16 protein-coding genes are annotated in these 17,520 nt (G+C 38.2%); 13 read left to right on the top strand and 3 right to left on the bottom strand.

Going from position 1 to position 17,520, the window contains the following annotated elements:
* The first annotated feature begins 47 nt into the window (after nucleotides 1-47).
* The 13 genes from BM294_RS03960 to BM294_RS03905 all read left to right on the top strand — a co-directional run bounded on the left by BM294_RS03960 (nucleotide 48) and on the right by BM294_RS03905 (nucleotide 14,324).
* Nucleotides 48-680 carry a PilZ domain-containing protein gene (locus BM294_RS03960; RefSeq protein ID WP_091205121.1) on the top strand — a complete coding sequence of 211 codons (633 nt, stop codon included), beginning with the start codon at nucleotides 48-50 and terminating at the stop codon, nucleotides 678-680.
* Between the two features lie 4 nt (nucleotides 681-684).
* Nucleotides 685-1,803 (top strand): glycosyltransferase, encoded by a 1,119-nt coding sequence (locus tag BM294_RS03955; protein ID WP_091205120.1) that lies wholly within the window; start codon nucleotides 685-687, stop codon nucleotides 1,801-1,803.
* A gap of 20 nt (nucleotides 1,804-1,823) precedes the next feature.
* On the top strand, nucleotides 1,824-3,374 hold the full coding sequence (locus tag BM294_RS03950; protein ID WP_091205118.1) for a hypothetical protein: 1,551 nt from the start codon (nucleotides 1,824-1,826) through the stop codon (nucleotides 3,372-3,374).
* A gap of 275 nt (nucleotides 3,375-3,649) precedes the next feature.
* Nucleotides 3,650-4,504 (top strand): flagellin N-terminal helical domain-containing protein, encoded by an 855-nt coding sequence (locus BM294_RS03945; protein ID WP_091205117.1) that lies wholly within the window; start codon nucleotides 3,650-3,652, stop codon nucleotides 4,502-4,504.
* 148 nt (nucleotides 4,505-4,652) lie between these two features.
* Nucleotides 4,653-4,820: a hypothetical protein gene (locus BM294_RS15790; protein ID WP_175494491.1), complete on the top strand. Its 168-nt coding sequence runs from the start codon at nucleotides 4,653-4,655 to the stop codon at nucleotides 4,818-4,820.
* A 23-nt stretch (nucleotides 4,821-4,843) separates the two neighbouring features.
* Nucleotides 4,844-5,701, top strand: a complete 858-nt coding sequence (locus BM294_RS03940; protein WP_091205115.1) for a flagellin N-terminal helical domain-containing protein — start codon at nucleotides 4,844-4,846, stop codon at nucleotides 5,699-5,701.
* Nucleotides 5,702-5,847: 146 nt separating this feature from the next.
* Entirely contained in the window at nucleotides 5,848-6,699 is an 852-nt protein-coding gene (locus tag BM294_RS03935; protein ID WP_091205113.1) for a flagellin N-terminal helical domain-containing protein, read from the top strand.
* 85 nt (nucleotides 6,700-6,784) lie between these two features.
* A complete protein-coding gene (locus tag BM294_RS03930) occupies nucleotides 6,785-8,065 on the top strand; it encodes a glycosyltransferase family protein (protein ID WP_139225846.1) in 1,281 nt (426 codons plus the stop codon).
* Complete coding sequence (locus BM294_RS03925) at nucleotides 8,049-9,353, top strand: glycosyltransferase (protein ID WP_091205110.1); 1,305 nt, start codon at nucleotides 8,049-8,051, stop codon at nucleotides 9,351-9,353. The genes BM294_RS03930 and BM294_RS03925 overlap by 17 nt, the downstream gene beginning before the upstream one ends.
* A gap of 10 nt (nucleotides 9,354-9,363) precedes the next feature.
* A complete protein-coding gene (locus BM294_RS03920; RefSeq protein WP_091205108.1) occupies nucleotides 9,364-10,668 on the top strand; it encodes a tetratricopeptide repeat-containing glycosyltransferase family 2 protein in 1,305 nt (434 codons plus the stop codon).
* Complete coding sequence (locus BM294_RS03915) at nucleotides 10,665-11,930, top strand: glycosyltransferase family 2 protein (protein ID WP_091205107.1); 1,266 nt, start codon at nucleotides 10,665-10,667, stop codon at nucleotides 11,928-11,930. The genes BM294_RS03920 and BM294_RS03915 overlap by 4 nt, the downstream gene beginning before the upstream one ends.
* A 143-nt stretch (nucleotides 11,931-12,073) precedes the next feature.
* Nucleotides 12,074-13,075 (top strand): glycosyltransferase family protein, encoded by a 1,002-nt coding sequence (locus BM294_RS03910; RefSeq protein WP_175494489.1) that lies wholly within the window; start codon nucleotides 12,074-12,076, stop codon nucleotides 13,073-13,075.
* Between the two features lie 64 nt (nucleotides 13,076-13,139).
* On the top strand, nucleotides 13,140-14,324 hold the full coding sequence (locus tag BM294_RS03905; RefSeq protein ID WP_091205104.1) for a CgeB family protein: 1,185 nt from the start codon (nucleotides 13,140-13,142) through the stop codon (nucleotides 14,322-14,324).
* A 166-nt stretch (nucleotides 14,325-14,490) separates the two neighbouring features.
* Here BM294_RS03905 and BM294_RS03900 read toward each other — a convergent pair whose 3' ends face one another.
* The 3 genes from BM294_RS03900 to BM294_RS03890 form a co-directional block, all read right to left on the bottom strand.
* Complete coding sequence (locus BM294_RS03900; RefSeq protein WP_091205102.1) at nucleotides 14,491-15,162, bottom strand: glycosyltransferase family protein; 672 nt, start codon at nucleotides 15,160-15,162, stop codon at nucleotides 14,491-14,493.
* A 133-nt stretch (nucleotides 15,163-15,295) separates the two neighbouring features.
* Nucleotides 15,296-15,928: a hypothetical protein gene (locus BM294_RS03895; protein WP_091205100.1), complete on the bottom strand. Its 633-nt coding sequence runs from the start codon at nucleotides 15,926-15,928 to the stop codon at nucleotides 15,296-15,298.
* A 78-nt stretch (nucleotides 15,929-16,006) separates the two neighbouring features.
* Nucleotides 16,007-17,188 (bottom strand): C39 family peptidase, encoded by a 1,182-nt coding sequence (locus BM294_RS03890; protein WP_091205098.1) that lies wholly within the window; start codon nucleotides 17,186-17,188, stop codon nucleotides 16,007-16,009.
* Nucleotides 17,189-17,520: the final 332 nt, after the last annotated feature.

Here is a 17,520-nt window from a genome sequence, read left to right as displayed (position 1 = left end):
TGATATGTGAGATAATGACATAAAAGAAATAATTACAGAGGTTATAAATGATACTTAAGGATTGCAATAATGGAATAGTGAAGTTTGAAAATGATGAATATCGTGTGCGTGTGGTTACAGGGCTGGACAACAATGTGGCGCTGTACTTTAAGGAGGATAATGGCCTTAAGGATATGTGGATGAAAAACGCTGAAGTTTCTTTTAACGACAGTGTAAAGGGACTGATAAGAGCGAGATGCGATATTATGATTCATGAAAATCCCGGGTTCCCCATTATGCCTGAGTTCTGGCTGGGAGAATGTGAGATAAAGGATGTTATCGAGATCGTTCAGAGACAGCAGGATATAAGAGTCAATGTTTCACTTTCTGTTCAGTTTACATCCGAAACAGCAGACAGAAGACCATTTTTCGGAACCATAATCAATCTAAGTGCCGGCGGTATCTACATGGTGACATCCGAGTCCCTGACCATAGGTGAGGAGCTTACTTTTCATTATACTTTCAAGAATACCGAGAGACCTTTCAGATTAAAGGTTCTGTGGGGGAAGCTTGAAAACTCCGGTGCCAACGGTTACGGACTTCAGTTTATGAATCTTACAGAGGGAGCGGAGACAGCTATCAGAGGTTATGTTTTCAGAGAATTACGTGAACAGCGTTTGAGAAATAACGGGGGTAGGTAAGGGTATGATCGTCAATCTGGTAATGATAGTTAAAAATGAAGAGAGGTGTCTGGAAAGGTGCCTTACTGCAGCTCGTCCTTTTGTTGACAACATCATCATAGCAGACAGCGGATCAACAGATAAGACTCCGGAAATTGCCAAAAAATTTGATGCCAAAGTATATGACTTTCCATGGGTGAATGATTTTTCAGAAGCCAGAAATTTTGCATTAGGACATTCGGAAAGAGATTGGAACGCTGATATCAATCTGGTACTAGATGCTGATGAATACCTTATAGAGGATGAAAAATGTAATCCAAAGGCTCTCAGGGACTTTATCGACCATATGTATGACAAGTCGGGACTCAGATGGCTTGGAACCATACTTAGAGAGGATTCATATCCGAATGGTGATGAGATAGACAGAAGCATTACCGAGATTGCACGTATTCTGCCTGTTGGTATGCGCTATAGGGGAAGTATACATGAGCAGGTTAATGCAAAGGTGGTTAATAAGCGGTCGCCTCTATATGCTCTTCATGACGGATATATGCAGCATGGTAAAGGAGAACGTAATCTTCAGTATCTTGAGGAAGCGCTGAAACAGGATCCTGATTATCCGTACTATAACTACCAGATGGCATTGACGCTCAGAAATCTTGACAGAAAAGAAGAGAGTCTTCCTTACTTCAGGGTCTTTTTTCGTAATTCAGGCAAGAAGGAGATAAGACAGGAACAGTACTGGTCAGATGGCATCATGAGGTATCTGTATACTTTATATGATATTGGTACGGAAAAAAGCATGGAGGAAGCACATGATGTCATGGGGAAGGTCCAGTATGATTTCACAAGAAATCCTGATTTTTATTTCTTTTCCGGACTTTTCTACATGAAGCTGATACTTATAGATACGAAAAAAAATCAGGAGCTTCTTCCATATATAGAGAAAAGTTATCTTAAATGTTTAAGCTTAGGGGAGATAAGCCGTCCCGAAGGAGTGATAGGTACGGGATCATTTAAGGCGGCATACAATCTGGGAACATGGTATGAGGTTTCCGGTAATATCGAAAAGGCACGAGAATATTATCAAATGGCTGCAGATGAGGGGTATAGTAAAGCTGTGGAGAGACTAAAGTCTCTATGAGAAGATGAGGGGATGAATATATGGGCAAATTCAATGACATTTTAGATCAGTTTTCTGATGATCATCCATTGAGTATGTTTACCAAGATCATTAACGGAAGCAGTAAAGAAGAGGAAGTGGCAAGATTTTCCTATAATAACCAGGTATTGTCACTTTATGATATATCCGGTGAAGAGATCCTGGAGCTTCAGCCGGAGGACAGAATACACATCCGGAAAGATGATAGAAAAAAGCAATTGCTTGTTGAGGCAACAGATGCTAATGAAAAAAGAACTGTTATAGCTGTATGCGATGTTGCTGACAATCCGACGGATCAAAGAGAGATGTCTGCAATGATGAATACGCTCGTTCAGGATATTCAGAGAGCAAGACGAAACGGTGCTGAGGGAATAACCGTACCTGTTAATGAATATGAGCTTGTTGCATATATCAGAAACCGTCCATCAATCGAGATAGATCTGGATCGGCTTGAAGAAGCCATAAACCAGCATAAGAAAGATGATGTTATGGCTGACTTCATCAGTGATATGCAGCAGAACAAGAGAGTGGATATCTATACGGCGGCCAATAATATCTATAATGTTGAAGCTGCCCAAATGCTTAAGAATGACTTCGGAAAGTTCTCAAATATTCATTTCTATGATCTGAGTGAGAACTATCACCATGCGGTGTACTGGAATGATGAAATCATACTTAACAATATAAAACTTTCTCCTGAGGCGGTAATCATAGGTATAGGACTTGCAGGAGAAAAGCCCATGCACGCGGTATCCATCCGAAATGATTCTGTGTCCAGTGTCGTTCAAAAGGTAGCATTTATGATCAATCACATGATGAATGTGCGAGAAGAGATGCTTGATGCGCAGTTCCTAAGGCATGCAAAAGGCATAGAGGAGATAGCAAGAAAGAGAGATATGTCTGATGAGGTAAAGAACAAGGTTCTCCTTGATCTCGCTATCTCAGAAGCGAGATTCAGATATGATGATCAGAAGATCAATGAGTTTCTGAATGCGGTGATAAATGTCTACTATACAGAAGGCCAGATGATGCTTTTGAAGGTTCCTTTTAATGATCCGAACCTTATCATGAATCTGATACCGGATGCAATGTCAGGGCTTCTGGTGGAGATCGGAGATGATCAGATCATTTACTATGGGTTTGACTCATCCGCAAAGATTCTGATAGATCAGTACCGCTGGATAGATCTCGGGTACGGACGCGCCGGACATGATGCGTCAAAAGCCAATATGAGGCAGCTGGAAAAGCAGGCGTCTGACACAACTATCAGAACCAGATTTATATCGGAAATGAATGATGTTTTGATAGAAAATGAAAGCCGCTCTGCCAATGCTTCATACAGGTATGTCAGGGATGTGGTTCTGAAGTACAAGGATATCGGTCTTGAGGCAGAGGGACAGATCGAGATTCTGCCAGAGATTCCGGCTTTAAGCGATCAAAGCTATAGGGTATCAATAGAAAATATCATCAAGGAAACACTTACGAAAGAATCACCGTTTAGAATGTTTGGTGAGATAAGAAAGGGAGCAAAACCAAAGAAGAAAATGAAATAAGGAAATAGTTTTTATTTTGCACTACATACAGGCTTAGGTATTGGGCGTGAATTTTCAAGAATATTGATGTTTTAGATTGGAAATTATGCGTATAATGTCGAAGCAGATTTTGCGTTACAATAAAAATATATTTTATTATGAAAACTATTTATATTTTTTAGAATACGTGCGATAATATAAGTGAAACAAATCATAATAAAAGGCTTGGCGCTCAGTATCACTGAGTACCGGTTTGGACAGGGAAGTTCTTACACGGGCCGAAATAGGAGGAATTTATGGTTATACAGCACAACATAGCAGCAATCAACTCTTACAGAAACATGTCAGGCAACACTACAGCTCTCAATAAGAACTTAGAGAAGCTGTCATCAGGTTACAAGATCAACAAGGCAGGAGATGATGCAGCAGGTCTTGCAATTTCCGAGGCAATGCGTAACAAGATCAATGCCCTTGATCAGGCAGAGGCTAACGCAAACGACGCCATTGGTCTTATCCAGACAGCTGAAGGAGCTCTTACAGAGACTCATGCGATGCTTGAGAGAATGACAACACTTGCAACACAGGCTGCAAACGGCACTTATGCTACAACCGGCGATGCATTCGGAGAAGAAGGCACAACAGCTAGAAACAATATTCAGGCAGAGATTGATGAGCTTAAGAGTGAGATCGACCGTATAGCATCTTCAACAGAGTATAACGGTATCAAGATTCTTACAAATCAGAACACAAAGCAGTTCCAGATCGGTGCAACATCCGGCGAAACATTGAAGCTTCGTGGTTCAACCATGCAGACATCAACACTTGGTAATTCTACTGTTAAGATTAGTGCTATCAGTGTATCATCAGTTTCATCAGCTAATTCAGCGATCGAGTCTATCAAGAAGGCGGTTAATCAGGTATCTACTTACAGAGCACAGCTCGGAGCTAAGCAGAACAGACTTGAGCATACCATCAATAACCTTAAGGTTAACAATGAGAACACAACATCTGCTGAGTCAAGAATCCGTGACACTGATATGGCTAAGGAAATCTCAGCTTACACAAAGAACAATATACTCAATCAGGCAGCACAGTCTATGCTTGCACAGGCTAACCAGAGACCTCAGGGTGTATTGTCACTTCTTGGATAAGCATCGAGAATTGCTATCTTCAATTGTATTTGTTGGGAAAGGAAGAGCTTCGGCTCTTCCTTTTTTGATGCTTAAGTATTTATATCTACGTCATGTTTATACGGGCGGATATTTCACTTGTGCAAGAATATGGAGTACTTAGTGTGGAATGTCAGTAGTTCTGAGTTTTTGTGGTGGTATTATTTTTCCTTTTCCTGAAGGTGAAAATACTTATATTCAGATTGATTTGGTCGAAAAAATAATGGAAGGAACGAAGTTTATAATAAACGGTAAAATTTTTAAAGGATTAAATATTGGGACAGGGATGTTCTGCTAAACCGAAACAAAGGAGGTTATTTTATGGTTATACAGCATAACATCGCTGCAATCGATTCTTACAGAAATCTGTCACAAAACACCGGTAATCTAAACAAGAATCTGGAGAAGCTTTCATCAGGATTTAAGATCAACAGAGCAGGAGACGACGCAGCCGGTCTTGCTATTTCTGAATCCATGAGAAACAAGATCAACGCTCTCAATCAGGCAGAAGACAATGCCAATGATGCTATAGGTCTTATCCAGACAGCTGAAGGAGCACTTACAGAAACACATCAGATGCTTGAGAGAATGACAACACTTGCTACACAGGCTGCAAACGGTACATATGCTACAGCGGCTGATAATGATGGTAATGGAGATACCACAGCAAGATTGAATATTCAGGCGGAAATCGATGAGCTTAAGAGTGAGATTGATCGTATCGCATCTTCAACAGAATATAATGGTATAAAGATTCTGACTCATCGAAACACCAAGCAGTTCCAAATTGGTACCACATCCGGAGAGATACTTAAACTCAGAGGATCTACCATGCAGGTATCTGCACTTGGTAATTCCAACCTTAGAATTTCCGCAATAAGCGTCATGACGGTATCGGCAGCCAACTCTGCTATAGATGCAATTAAGAAAGCGGTAAATCAGGTTTCTTCGTACAGAGCACAGCTTGGTGCCAAGCAGAACAGACTCGAGCATACCATCAATAACCTTAAGGTTAACAATGAAAATACAACATCTGCTGAGTCACGTATCCGTGATACTGATATGGCTAAGGAGATTTCAGCTTATACCAAGAACAATATACTTAATCAGGCAGCACAGTCTATGCTTGCACAGGCCAATCAGCAGCCTCAGGCAGTATTGTCACTGTTACAGGGATAAATTTTTTAAAAAATATGCTTATATAGTTCGGATTATTGCCGAGTAAATATATAGAAACAAAAAATACCATAAAAAAAGCTCAATTGCAGGTATGTGCATAGGTTTGGACAAGGATGTTCTTACGGGGCGAAGCATAGGAGGAAAATATGGTTATACAGCACAACATAGCAGCAATCAACTCTTACAGAAACATGTCAGGTAACACTTCAGCTCTCAATAAGAACTTAGAGAAGCTGTCATCAGGTTACAAGATCAACAAGGCTGGTGACGATGCGGCAGGTCTTGCAATTTCCGAGGCAATGCGTAACAAGATCAATGCCCTTGATCAGGCAGAGGCTAATGCAAACGACGCTATCGGTCTCATTCAGACAGCTGAAGGAGCTCTTACAGAGACTCACGCAATGCTTGAAAGAATGACAACACTTGCAACACAGGCAGCAAACGGCACTTACGCTACGTCTGGCGATGCGTTCGGAGAAGAAGGTACAACAGCTAGAAACAATATCCAGGCAGAGATTGATGAACTTAAGAGTGAGATCGACCGTATAGCATCTTCAACAGAGTATAACGGTATCAAGCTTCTTACAAATACGAACACCAAGCAGTTCCAGATCGGTGCAACATCCGGCGAAACATTGAGACTTCGTGGTTCAACCATGCAGACATCAACACTTGGTAATTCGCTAAAGATCAGTTCAATCAGTGTATCATCAGTATCATCAGCTAACTCAGCGATTGAGTCTATCAAGAAGGCAGTTAATCAGGTATCTACTTACAGAGCACAGCTCGGAGCTAAGCAGAACAGACTTGAGCATACCATCAATAACCTTAAGGTTAACAATGAGAACACAACATCTGCTGAGTCAAGAATCCGTGATACTGATATGGCTAAGGAAATCTCAGCTTACACAAAGAACAATATACTCAATCAGGCAGCACAGTCTATGCTTGCACAGGCTAACCAGAGGCCTCAGGGTGTACTGTCACTTCTTGGATAAGTTATCTGAGTATTGCTTGAATTTGAAGGTAGAGAAGCGTTTGCTTCTCTACCTTTTTCAATTTGGTGAAAAAACGGATATAAATATGATTTCAAATAAAAAACAGTTTTGTTTTATTATATGTACTAACAATAAACAATATCTGGATGAATGTGCTTTTTATATATCACTGCTTGATATTCCGGATGGATATACGACTGATCTCATAACCATCGAGGGGGCGACTTCGATAACTTCAGCATATAATGCGGCAATGAATGCATCTGAAGCAAAATATAAGATATATCTTCATCATGATACTATGATCCTTAACAGATATTTCTTACATAATATCCTTAAGATTTTTCAGAGTGACGATGAGATAGGCATGATAGGTATGGGCGGAAATGTACATCTTGATGATGATGCGCTTTTGTCCTTCGATCTTTCCAGATATGTGGGTTACAATTATAACAGGAGTCTTGAAAGGTATATCTCTAATTTAATTACAGATGAGGACTATATCTATGACGTAGAGGCAATAGATGGATTTATCATGGCTACACAATATGATCTTGAGTGGAGAGAAGATATATTTGACGGCTGGGATTTTTACGATCTGTCTCAATCCATGGAGTTTGATCGGAAAAACTTAAGAGTCATAGTGCCTGATCAGAAGGATATAGAATGGTGCTTTCATGCAGATGATATGACATCAACTCTTTATGAATTTGAAAAGTACAGAAAAGTATTTAGGGATGAGTACAGATTTGATCTTGAAAACTATGACATAGAGAGAAAAGTTAAAGTAATAGACGAAAAGAAAAAAAGAGCAGTACAGGACAGAATAGAACAGTATGTGATGCTTTCGGATCTATCACAGGATTTTAAAGACGAAATAAAAAAGATAAAAGAAGAAACAGAGATTCTTTTGAATGATCAGGATTTTGAGAAGCTTTGTGATATGAGAAAGCATTTTGATGCTATGGTTGCTCCATATGCGATATATAGAGTAAGTGTTGACATAAGGCGGATACACCATACCCTTATTGCTTTGGAACAAGAGATGAACCACGGACTTGTTCCATCGATTAAAGGGATAACCGATATCGAGCAATTGAGATATAAGTATGTTAAAGCTCAAATGATGTTAAGACGTATAGAGATGGATGTACCTGAAGAATTTCAGGAAGAAGCTTTTCAGTATCTGACAGAAACGGATATCTCGCCATATTATATTTCTATTCTGCTTAGTAATGAATACTCCTCATTCAGTCAGACCAAAAGGATACTCAGTGGAATCTGTCAAAAGTATATTGAAGCCGGTGATGTTAAAAGAGCAAAGCTATGTATAGGACTTTTTAAACAAGATGAATCAAGAAGCTGAAATCAGATTATCCCAGACATTAATAGTGAAAAATGAAGAAAAGAATATAGCATCAGCGTTATCCTGGGGAAAGAATATCGTATGTGAACAGATTGTGGTAGACACAGGTTCGACAGACAATACAGTAAGGATTGCGGAGGAGATGGGCGCAAGAGTCATCTATTTTGAGTGGATAGATGACTTTTCGGCTGCAAAAAATAAGGCTCTTGACAGTTGTATAGGTGATTGGATAGCGATACTTGATGCGGATGAATATTTTGTTCCCGGGGACACTGAAAGAATCATTGAGATATTAAAAAAGGCTGAAAAAGAGGGATGTGCTGCAGTTAATACCTCTCTTACAAGTATTGACGGAAATGGTGGAATAATCAGCAGTACTACTCAGATAAGGATTTTGAAAAATATAAGTGGACTTAGATACAAGAGAAGAATTCATGAGATATTAACATATGATGGTCCCTTGAAAATATATGATGCTACAAAGGAACTTAACATCATACATACAGGATATGCAGAAGAAATAATAAAGGAAAAAAGGGCAAGCGGCAGGAATAGAAGACTGCTTGAGAAAGAACTGGAAGATAATCCCAATGATCCTGAAATACTCGGTTATCTTGGAGATGAATATACGATAACTAATAACGATAAAGCGGAAGAGTTTTATAGACGTGCTATAGATAATCTTCCGGTGAAAGTAGAAGATTGGGATACTAGATCATCGGATACATTCACCAAACTTATAGTTATATTGGGATTAAAGAATGAAGAAAAGGAGATAGACAGTATATGCGAAAAGGCAGAGGCTGTCCTCCCTAAAAATGCAGATTTTTCATATTATACCGGAGTTCACTATTACAATAAAAAGGATTATGTAAAGGCGCTTGAATATTTTCGTAAAGCCTTTCATAAGCTTGGAATATATGGAGAAGAAGGATATTCAGAAAATCTGATAAGTAACCTTTCATTGGCTTATGCCCAGTATGCATTTATTCTTATGAAAAACGGAGATATGAAGGGGGCAGTAACTATTTCAAGTAATGTGCTTAAGAATAATAAAAAAGAGTATGTAGCGCTTTTGGCATTGCTTGGCGCTTTTATATCCGAAAAAACTCCTTTAGAGCCGCTGGTTGGCTTTCTTGGTAAATTATATGATTTTGACAGTTCGATAGATAAATTACTGTTATATCGAGGTGCTACAGAAACAGATTATTTAGAATTGAAAGATTTTGTATTTGGAAAGATGAACGATATTGAACGGACAATCGCCGTAGACCGGATGAAAGGGTAAAAGTTCTTTTATGACTAAGGAAACATTAATTTCTCAGGCCATGATAGTCAAAAATGAAGAAAAAAACATAGAACGTGCGCTTTCCTGGGGAAAAGATATCATGATGGAACGCATAGTTGTAGATACAGGATCAACCGACAGGACAGTGGATGTTGCCGTGACTATGGGGGCGAAGGTATATCATTTTGACTGGATAGATGATTTTTCTGCCGCTAAGAACTTTGCAGTAGAAAAGTGCAGTGGTGACTGGATAGCTTTTTTGGATGCGGATGAATATATTACCGATGATGTGAAAAAAATATCCCGAATTATAGAAGAGGCTGAAAAGGACGGATGTTCAGTGATAGCCGCTCAACTTCTGAATATAAATGATGAAGGTAAAATCATAGGGAGTATGACGCAGGCAAGATTTTTTAAAAATCATGTCGGTATCTGTTACCAGGGAAGAATACATGAACATCTTTCAAGCAAAGAGCCTGTGAAAATATACGATGGTACAACAGAACTACATATTTTCCATACAGGATATAGTGAATCAGCACATAAGGAAAAGAACAAGGATGAAAAGTATAAGGTTCTTTTGGAAAAGGAAATAGAGGATAAACCTTATAATGCGGATAATTATGGGTATCTTGGTGATATTTATGCAGGAGAGTCAGAATTTGAAAAGGCAGAAGAACTGTATTTTAAAGCCATGAAGTTAATGAGCACTGAAGTATCCGGTGAGTCCGGAAGACGTGGAAACACATTACGGAATTTACTTCTGATATTAGGGGGATATAACTATCGTACTGAAGAACTTCTTCAGGTATACAGATTAGCCTGCAGTATACTTCCACAGGATGCGGATTTTCCATGCATGGCAGGGGAACATTTTTATCGATACCGGAATTATCAGGAAGCAAAAAAATACTATAAATGTGCGTTGGAGACTTATGAGCGATTTGGAGCATATCTCAAGTCGGATTATGTAGACTCACACCTTATAGAAATTCATTCAAAGCTTGCGAATTCATATTATCAGTGTGAAGAATATCTTGCTGCAATTAAGGTATCTTTAATTGTTCTTAAAGCTGATAAATATAATGCAGAGTTAATGCGGATTTTACTTCTTTGTATAGATAGACTTGATAAGTCCGGAACAGCCGGATATGGACTAAAAGAAGAAACAGAATTATTATGTCGCCTTTATGATTTCGGCAGTCTAAGAGACAAGGCGTTCATATATGTGATAGCAAAGAAGCTGGAACTTCAAGGTCTTACAGGATATATCAGATCCATCAGTTCGGATACTGAGATGAAGGTAATGGAATGAAAGGTAAGATTAAACTATCTCAGGCAATGATAGTTAAGAATGAAGAAAAGAATATCGAAAGGGCTTTAAGCTGGGGAAAAGGTATAGTTTACGAACAGATAGTAGTGGATACAGGGTCAACTGACAGGACTGTTGAGCTGGCAGAATCCATGGGGGCAAAAGTTTATCATTTTGACTGGATAGATGATTTCTCTGCGGCTAAAAACTTTGCTATAGAAAAGTGCAGTGGAAACTGGATAGCATTTCTTGATGCAGATGAGTATTTTTCACGTGAGGATGCCAAAAAAATCCCTGATTATATACGGTCAACCGATGAAAGCGGTGGAGAAGGTATATTCACCATGCTTATTAATCTGGATGATCAGGGTAATGTCGGAACAAGTGCATCACATATAAGGATATTTAAAAAGGTTGATGGGCTTAGATACCAAAGGAGAATACACGAGCAATTGCGTCACAGTGACGGGCATAATATAAAAGTACTGGACGCAACACAGGAACTTACTATTTGGCATACCGGGTATGCCGGAGAATCCGGGAGAGAAAAGCAAAACAACAACAGGAATCTCAACCTTATATTAAAGGATATAGAAGACAATCCGGATAATTTTGAGATGTATATACACCTTGGTAATGAATATTACGAGAGAGAAAGATTTAAAGAGGCGGAGGATGCATATAAAAAATATATCGATCATCTTCCTGAAGAGATTAAAGGAACAGATGCTGATGCTGCCAATGCTTTTCTATATCATTTTTATTGTCTTCTTCAACAGGAAAGAGAGGTACAGACTCTCGTAGATGCATACAATTACGCTGTGATCCGTATAAAGGAAAATGCAGATATTCCTTATATTATGGGAAGATGCCTCTTTGATGCCGGTCTTTATGATGAGTCATGTCAGTGTCTTCAGGAATCAGTGAGAAGACTTGAAAAGTTTGGAACATTGAATAAATCCCAGTTGGCTATGCAGAATATTAACTATATTTATGAGATGTTATCAGAAGGCAGCCTGAGATGCGCAGATTTAAAATCTGCGGTCAGATATGCATCTTCGATAATTTCTGTTAATAAGTTTTCTGTGAAAGGTTTGTATTTATTGCTTAGTGCATTTAAGGGTGACGGAAAAAGTCCGGTGCCTGTAAAGGATGTGATTTCCTATCTTTCTAAAATTTATAACTTCAGTTATGAAAAGGACAGGGAATTTGTCAAAGCAACAGCTGATGCAGCAGGATATAAAGATATTTTTGGCGAACTATGAAAAGTATTTTAATATGTAATATATATAAGCACTATACAATAAAATATATATCTGAATCATTTAAAGAACACGGATTCAAAGTGACCGAAAAAAGCTATTTCACGCCCAAAGATCAATATCACGATGATAAACTGGAAAAACTTTTGGAGAAAGATATAGAGGATTCATCATGGGATTTTATATTTACAGTGAATTTTTGTCCGTTGGTTTCTGTAGTCTGTCATAAACTCGGAGTTAGATATGTATCATGGACTTATGATACACCAATGAATATTGAACGGACAGATGAACTTTGTTATCCGACCAGTTATATATTTATATTCGATCATGCAGAGTACGTTAAATACAGAAATCAGGGTATGGATAATGTATATTATCTGCCGCTTGCGTCAGGTTTTTCCAGTACCTTCAGTGACGCGAATGATTGTTATTATAAATATGACGTTTCGCTGATAGGAAATCTATATAAGTCTACATATCCTGTGATAAAGGAAAAACTTGATAAGTATTATACAGGTTATCTTGACGGAATTATGACGGCTCAGAGGGGAATATATGGAAGCTATTTTGTACTTGATTTATTGAAAGAGCAAAATACAGATGTTGAAAACATAAATAAATTAACAGGCTTTAATCTTTCACCTGAGCAGCTTTCATATTCTTTAGCTGCATATATGACATATTTGGATAGATTATCCATACTGGCTGTAATGAGTAACCGTTATAAAACGGCATTGGTAACCGGTTCTCTTGAGAAAAGTGAAAAGGAACTGCTGAAACAGGTAAGTATTCTTCCAAAGATGGATTATGACAGTGAGATGCCGAAGCTTTTCGGTATGTCTAAAATCAATCTCAATCCTCCGTTTCGTGCAATGTATTCCGGAATTCCTCAAAGAGCTCTTGATATAATGAGTTGCGGCGGATTTCTTTTGTCGGGATATACACAGGAGCTCGCATATTATTTTGAAGACGGAAATGAACTGGTATTGTATGATTCAATTGAGGATGCTGTTGAGAAGGCCGGTTTTTATCTTAAGCATGACGAATTAAGAGATAAGATACGTAGAGCCGGACAGGAAAAGGTAAAGACGGATTTTGGTTTTTCGGACAGAATCTCTGTTATAGCAGAAACGATGGATGAATGAACTGTATGAGTAGTACATTACATAAGAACACGTTATATCATCATCTATATAGTGAGGATGTGAAATGAAAGTTTTCTTTATCAACATCAATAGTTTTGGCAATGCTGATTTTACAGATGCCTTGTCAAGATATAAGCATAGTGGAAAGCAAACAGAGATATATTACTATCCTTTTGAAAATCACGGAGAGAGAAATGATCCTGAAAGAGAAGAGGATATGTATAATGAAATAAAGAAAGAATCACCGGATTTTGCATTCTCCTTTAATTATTACCCTATTGTGTCCAAGGTTTGTCAAAAGATAGGTCTTAAGTATATATCATGGGTCTACGATAATCCTCATATAGCATTATATTCATATACTTTGATTAACAGCTGTAATGAGGTATTTCTTTTCGATTCTAAAATGTATGAGGACTTTGCTTCTCAAGGAATAAAAACAGTTCATTACATGCCGCTTGCGGCTTCTGTAAGACGGCTGGATAGTATTAAGCTTTCACAGGAAATAAAGAATAAATATCATTCAGAGGTGTGCTTTATTGGCTCATTATATACGGAAGATCACAATTTTTATGAACGTATGGTACCTGAATTGGACAGTTATACAAAAGGCTATCTGGAAGGTCTTATGCGTTCCCAAATGCAGATTCAGGGATATAATTTCATACAGAAAAGTATTGATAAGAAGTTGCTGGCATCCATGTATAAAGCATTACCTATAGAACCGAATGCTGATGGTGCGGAAACTCAGGAGTATATCTATGCGGATTATGTGATAAACAGAAGAATAACCGGAATAGAGAGACTTGAATTATTAAAAAAGATTGGTGAAAGATGGACAGTTGATCTTTATACTAAGGATGAGACAGTTGAAGCTCCTGGAGTGAGAAATCATGGTATAGCCCAATATTATGAGACAATGCCCTATATATTTAAGTGTGCAGATATAAATCTGAATATAACACTTAGAAGTATCCAAAAGGGAATTCCGTTAAGGTGCTTTGATATAATGGGCGTGAAAGGGTTTTTAATCAGTAATTATCAGGAAGATCTTTTAAGATATTTTGAACCGGATAAGGATTTTGTATTTTATGAATCCCCAAATGATTTAATGGAAAAAATAGAGTTTTATCTTGCTAATCCTGAAAAGAGACAGGAAATAGCTGATAGAGCTTATGAAAAGATAAAAAAGGATCATACTTTTGACATACGTGTCAGGCAGATTCTGGAGCTGTCCGGAATAACATAGAAAAAACCTGGACTCCAGGAGTTGAATCGGTTTCCAAAGTTTAAAGGGGGATATAATATGATATGAAGTCATTTAGAATTAGTCTATTCTGATCCTTTATACAGGTTAGGAGCCCCTTTGAATCTCCAAAGTTGAGATTGGGCCGATGATATTGAAACTCCCTGAATCAATCAGGGAGTTCCTTTTTGTATTCTTCGATAAATATTTTTCGGTAGTGGTTGTAGTTCAAAAGTGATAGAGCGACTCCATCATCGTGCAGTACCCAAGGGGACTTCTGTTCGGGCACTACAATCTTATAGCCCTTTCTTGCAAATTCCATACTTTGCGAACAATCATAAAAATCCCACCCATCAAAGATATCCTCTCGCCATGGAATATCAACGCAGGTTGCCATCAGTAGTCCGTCAATGACTTTAACAACAAATGAAGAACCGGGATTGTCACATAATTCTGATTCATAGGGTAAATTAAAATCAGCTTTAGTCATAATACAACCAAAACGTAGCACGCTCCACATTATAGCTTCTTTATTCAGTTCAGGTGCACCAATCATACCAATCATACCGATTGATGGGTTGCAATTAAATATATTAAGTAAATTAATAAGAAAATACTTATTTAGTATAAATACATCCTGATGCATATATATTTTATATTTTGCTTTTGAGGATCGCATACCTTCATTGTATCCTGAAGTCATGGAGACAGCGCCCTTTATAGTGATGATATCTATGGAAAATCCTTCAGGAATATATAGATCACTTATAAAAATAAGGCATTCATTCAAAAACAATTCATCATTGGTACATATGATGAAACAGAATTCTTTATCATTCATAGAGTTGTCTGACCTCCGTTACATAAATAATTTGGCAGAGTTTCCGGAAGTTTTAAAACATCAACGAAAACATGCTGGTTTAAGCATGATTTTGATGAGAAAAAAAGAGTTATTTGACAGTCTTGGGAAAAAATTAAATTTCAGGGTGAACAGGCTTGTTTGATTCTGAATTAAGAGTTTTGGCAAGGGTTGACATCAAAGACTTGACTTCATCGGTTTTATTTTTCAAGAAACTAAGGTAAATAAAAGCGTTACGGTAGTTATTTGATTCAATACAATCAGTAGCCAGGGCAAAATAAATATAGTTTTCGTTTCCTGCTTTGACAGTCAGATCATTAATAATGGAATTTACAATATAAGGTGAAATCGAGCGAAGATAAGTATGAGCCTCTTTTTTATATAAATCCGGCAGGTTACAGCTCAGTCGTCGAATCATAAATATAGTTATATTATATTTTTTCAGTAGTTCTTTCACGCCATTAACATCATTCCAGAACAGGTTTATTTTTTCAGTATTTTCGTTATTCAAAGCATTCTTTATGGATTCCAGTCTGAAAAAAGATGAGTAGGAGTTGAATATTCTTTTGGTTTCTTTAGTTGTACTGGTGTTAGCTATTTCAATAAAAATGTTATTAAAAGATTTTAAATCATGAGAAGCTATACTCTGGTCGAATTTATTCATATATTTTTCTATTGTATCAAGATATCGTTGCTTGTTCTTTTCCATATGCTCGTATAATTCTAGAATTTTCTGTAATTCGACCATTGATGTCTCCTTTATATAGATAGTTGAATATGAATAGAAAAGCTGAGTTATGGATAACTAAGGTGATATTGATCCCTTTCACCATGTCACTGCCCAGAGCGGTCCTCCCGCATCGTAAGCTGCCTTAAGTTCTTTTAAGATCTGTGCAAGCGGCCATGACTTCTGACAGTTTGCGAACTTCGCCGGATCAGCCAGCATTACCTCACCGTTCGGTGCGTTCTCTGTAAGAATTACGAAATGACCTACATCTGTAAGAGAACCCTTGCCCATAAGTGCAACGAGCACATGGCCTGTATCAAGAAGTTTGCTGACATTTTCAGGGGTTCTGTCTTCCACGGATGCGCAACTGAGTCCATAGTGGGAGAGGGCATTGGGAATAAGGCTGTGATAACTTCCGCCATGCACAGCGTATTCATGGTTTTCCACAGCCCAGTCGGCCACTTCAATGGGAGTGACAGGACTGTCAATATCTGCAAAGCTGTTTACAAGCATGGCTATAGTAACGGGACCGCAGCCATAACCGCCCATGCGATCTACACCTGCTATCCGGTATTCTTTCCAATGTGAATCGCCCTGACTGAAATAGAGCATTGAACCCATAGCGGTATCGAGAACAGAGTTGTAGTCATTATAAACATAGTGGAGAGTTTCCGGGATTTTCAGACCTAAATCATCTACAGGAGCCTCTTCATACAGCCTGGGATTCCCTTTTATATCAGTGTAGGAAAGATGAGTGTCCAACAGATCCTGAGCCTTCTTATCAAGGCCGATTTGAGATAGAAAGGCATCTCTTGCTGCTTCTGCAATTGATTTTCTTTCCTGATATTCATAGTAGACATCAACAGGAATATGAGCGGTTGTATAGGCATTTGAGGCAGCTGTTATTCCGGTATCATATACATCCTGTGCGGTATAGGGCCGGATGAGATAAACGATGCTCAGAACAAGAGTTATGGCAGAAATCAATATACCTGTTCGTATAGCAAGTCCAATGAGAATCTCCTGCTTCGTGAGGTTGGCTCGCAGATTATCATTTTCTGCTTTCTGTTCGGCAAGAAAATCTTTGATGGCAGCTTTCTGATCGGAAATGTCGTCTGAAAACTCCATAAAGGCCCTATGGAAGCCTAACCAGCGCTGTCTGAATGTTTTTTTCGCAACAAAACCTCCGGCGGTCACTCCGCCGGTCACGTGAGCATCCCGACGGTCATAATTGATACCGTCCCAGGTATGTATTCGGTTGTCCGCTGCACGTACTGCCATTTAAATCAACATCCCTATAGATAACCTTTTTATAATGCTACAAAAATTTTGATATCTGACGGACTTATGTCTCATACGGAGATTGTTATTGAGACTGATACTGGCGTCATTTAAAGACGGTTATATCAAGAATCACCAGTAATCCATGTTTGAATACATGATGTGTATACGCATGCCGCCGACATCATTATTAGTTTATATCGGAAAAAATCAGCGAATATATAATGATGCAAAGGCTAAAACTTCCAAATCAACTGTTTGGTATTTTGCGTTGCAGAAATGCGGGAGAGGAGGAAGCTTGAAAAATATACAATGATAATCAGATAAAAAAG

The organism is Oribacterium sp. WCC10, from assembly GCF_900113415.1.
In the GTDB taxonomy this organism is placed as follows: domain Bacteria; phylum Bacillota; class Clostridia; order Lachnospirales; family Lachnospiraceae; genus Oribacterium.
This window is presented reverse-complemented; position numbering and strand designations above follow the sequence as displayed.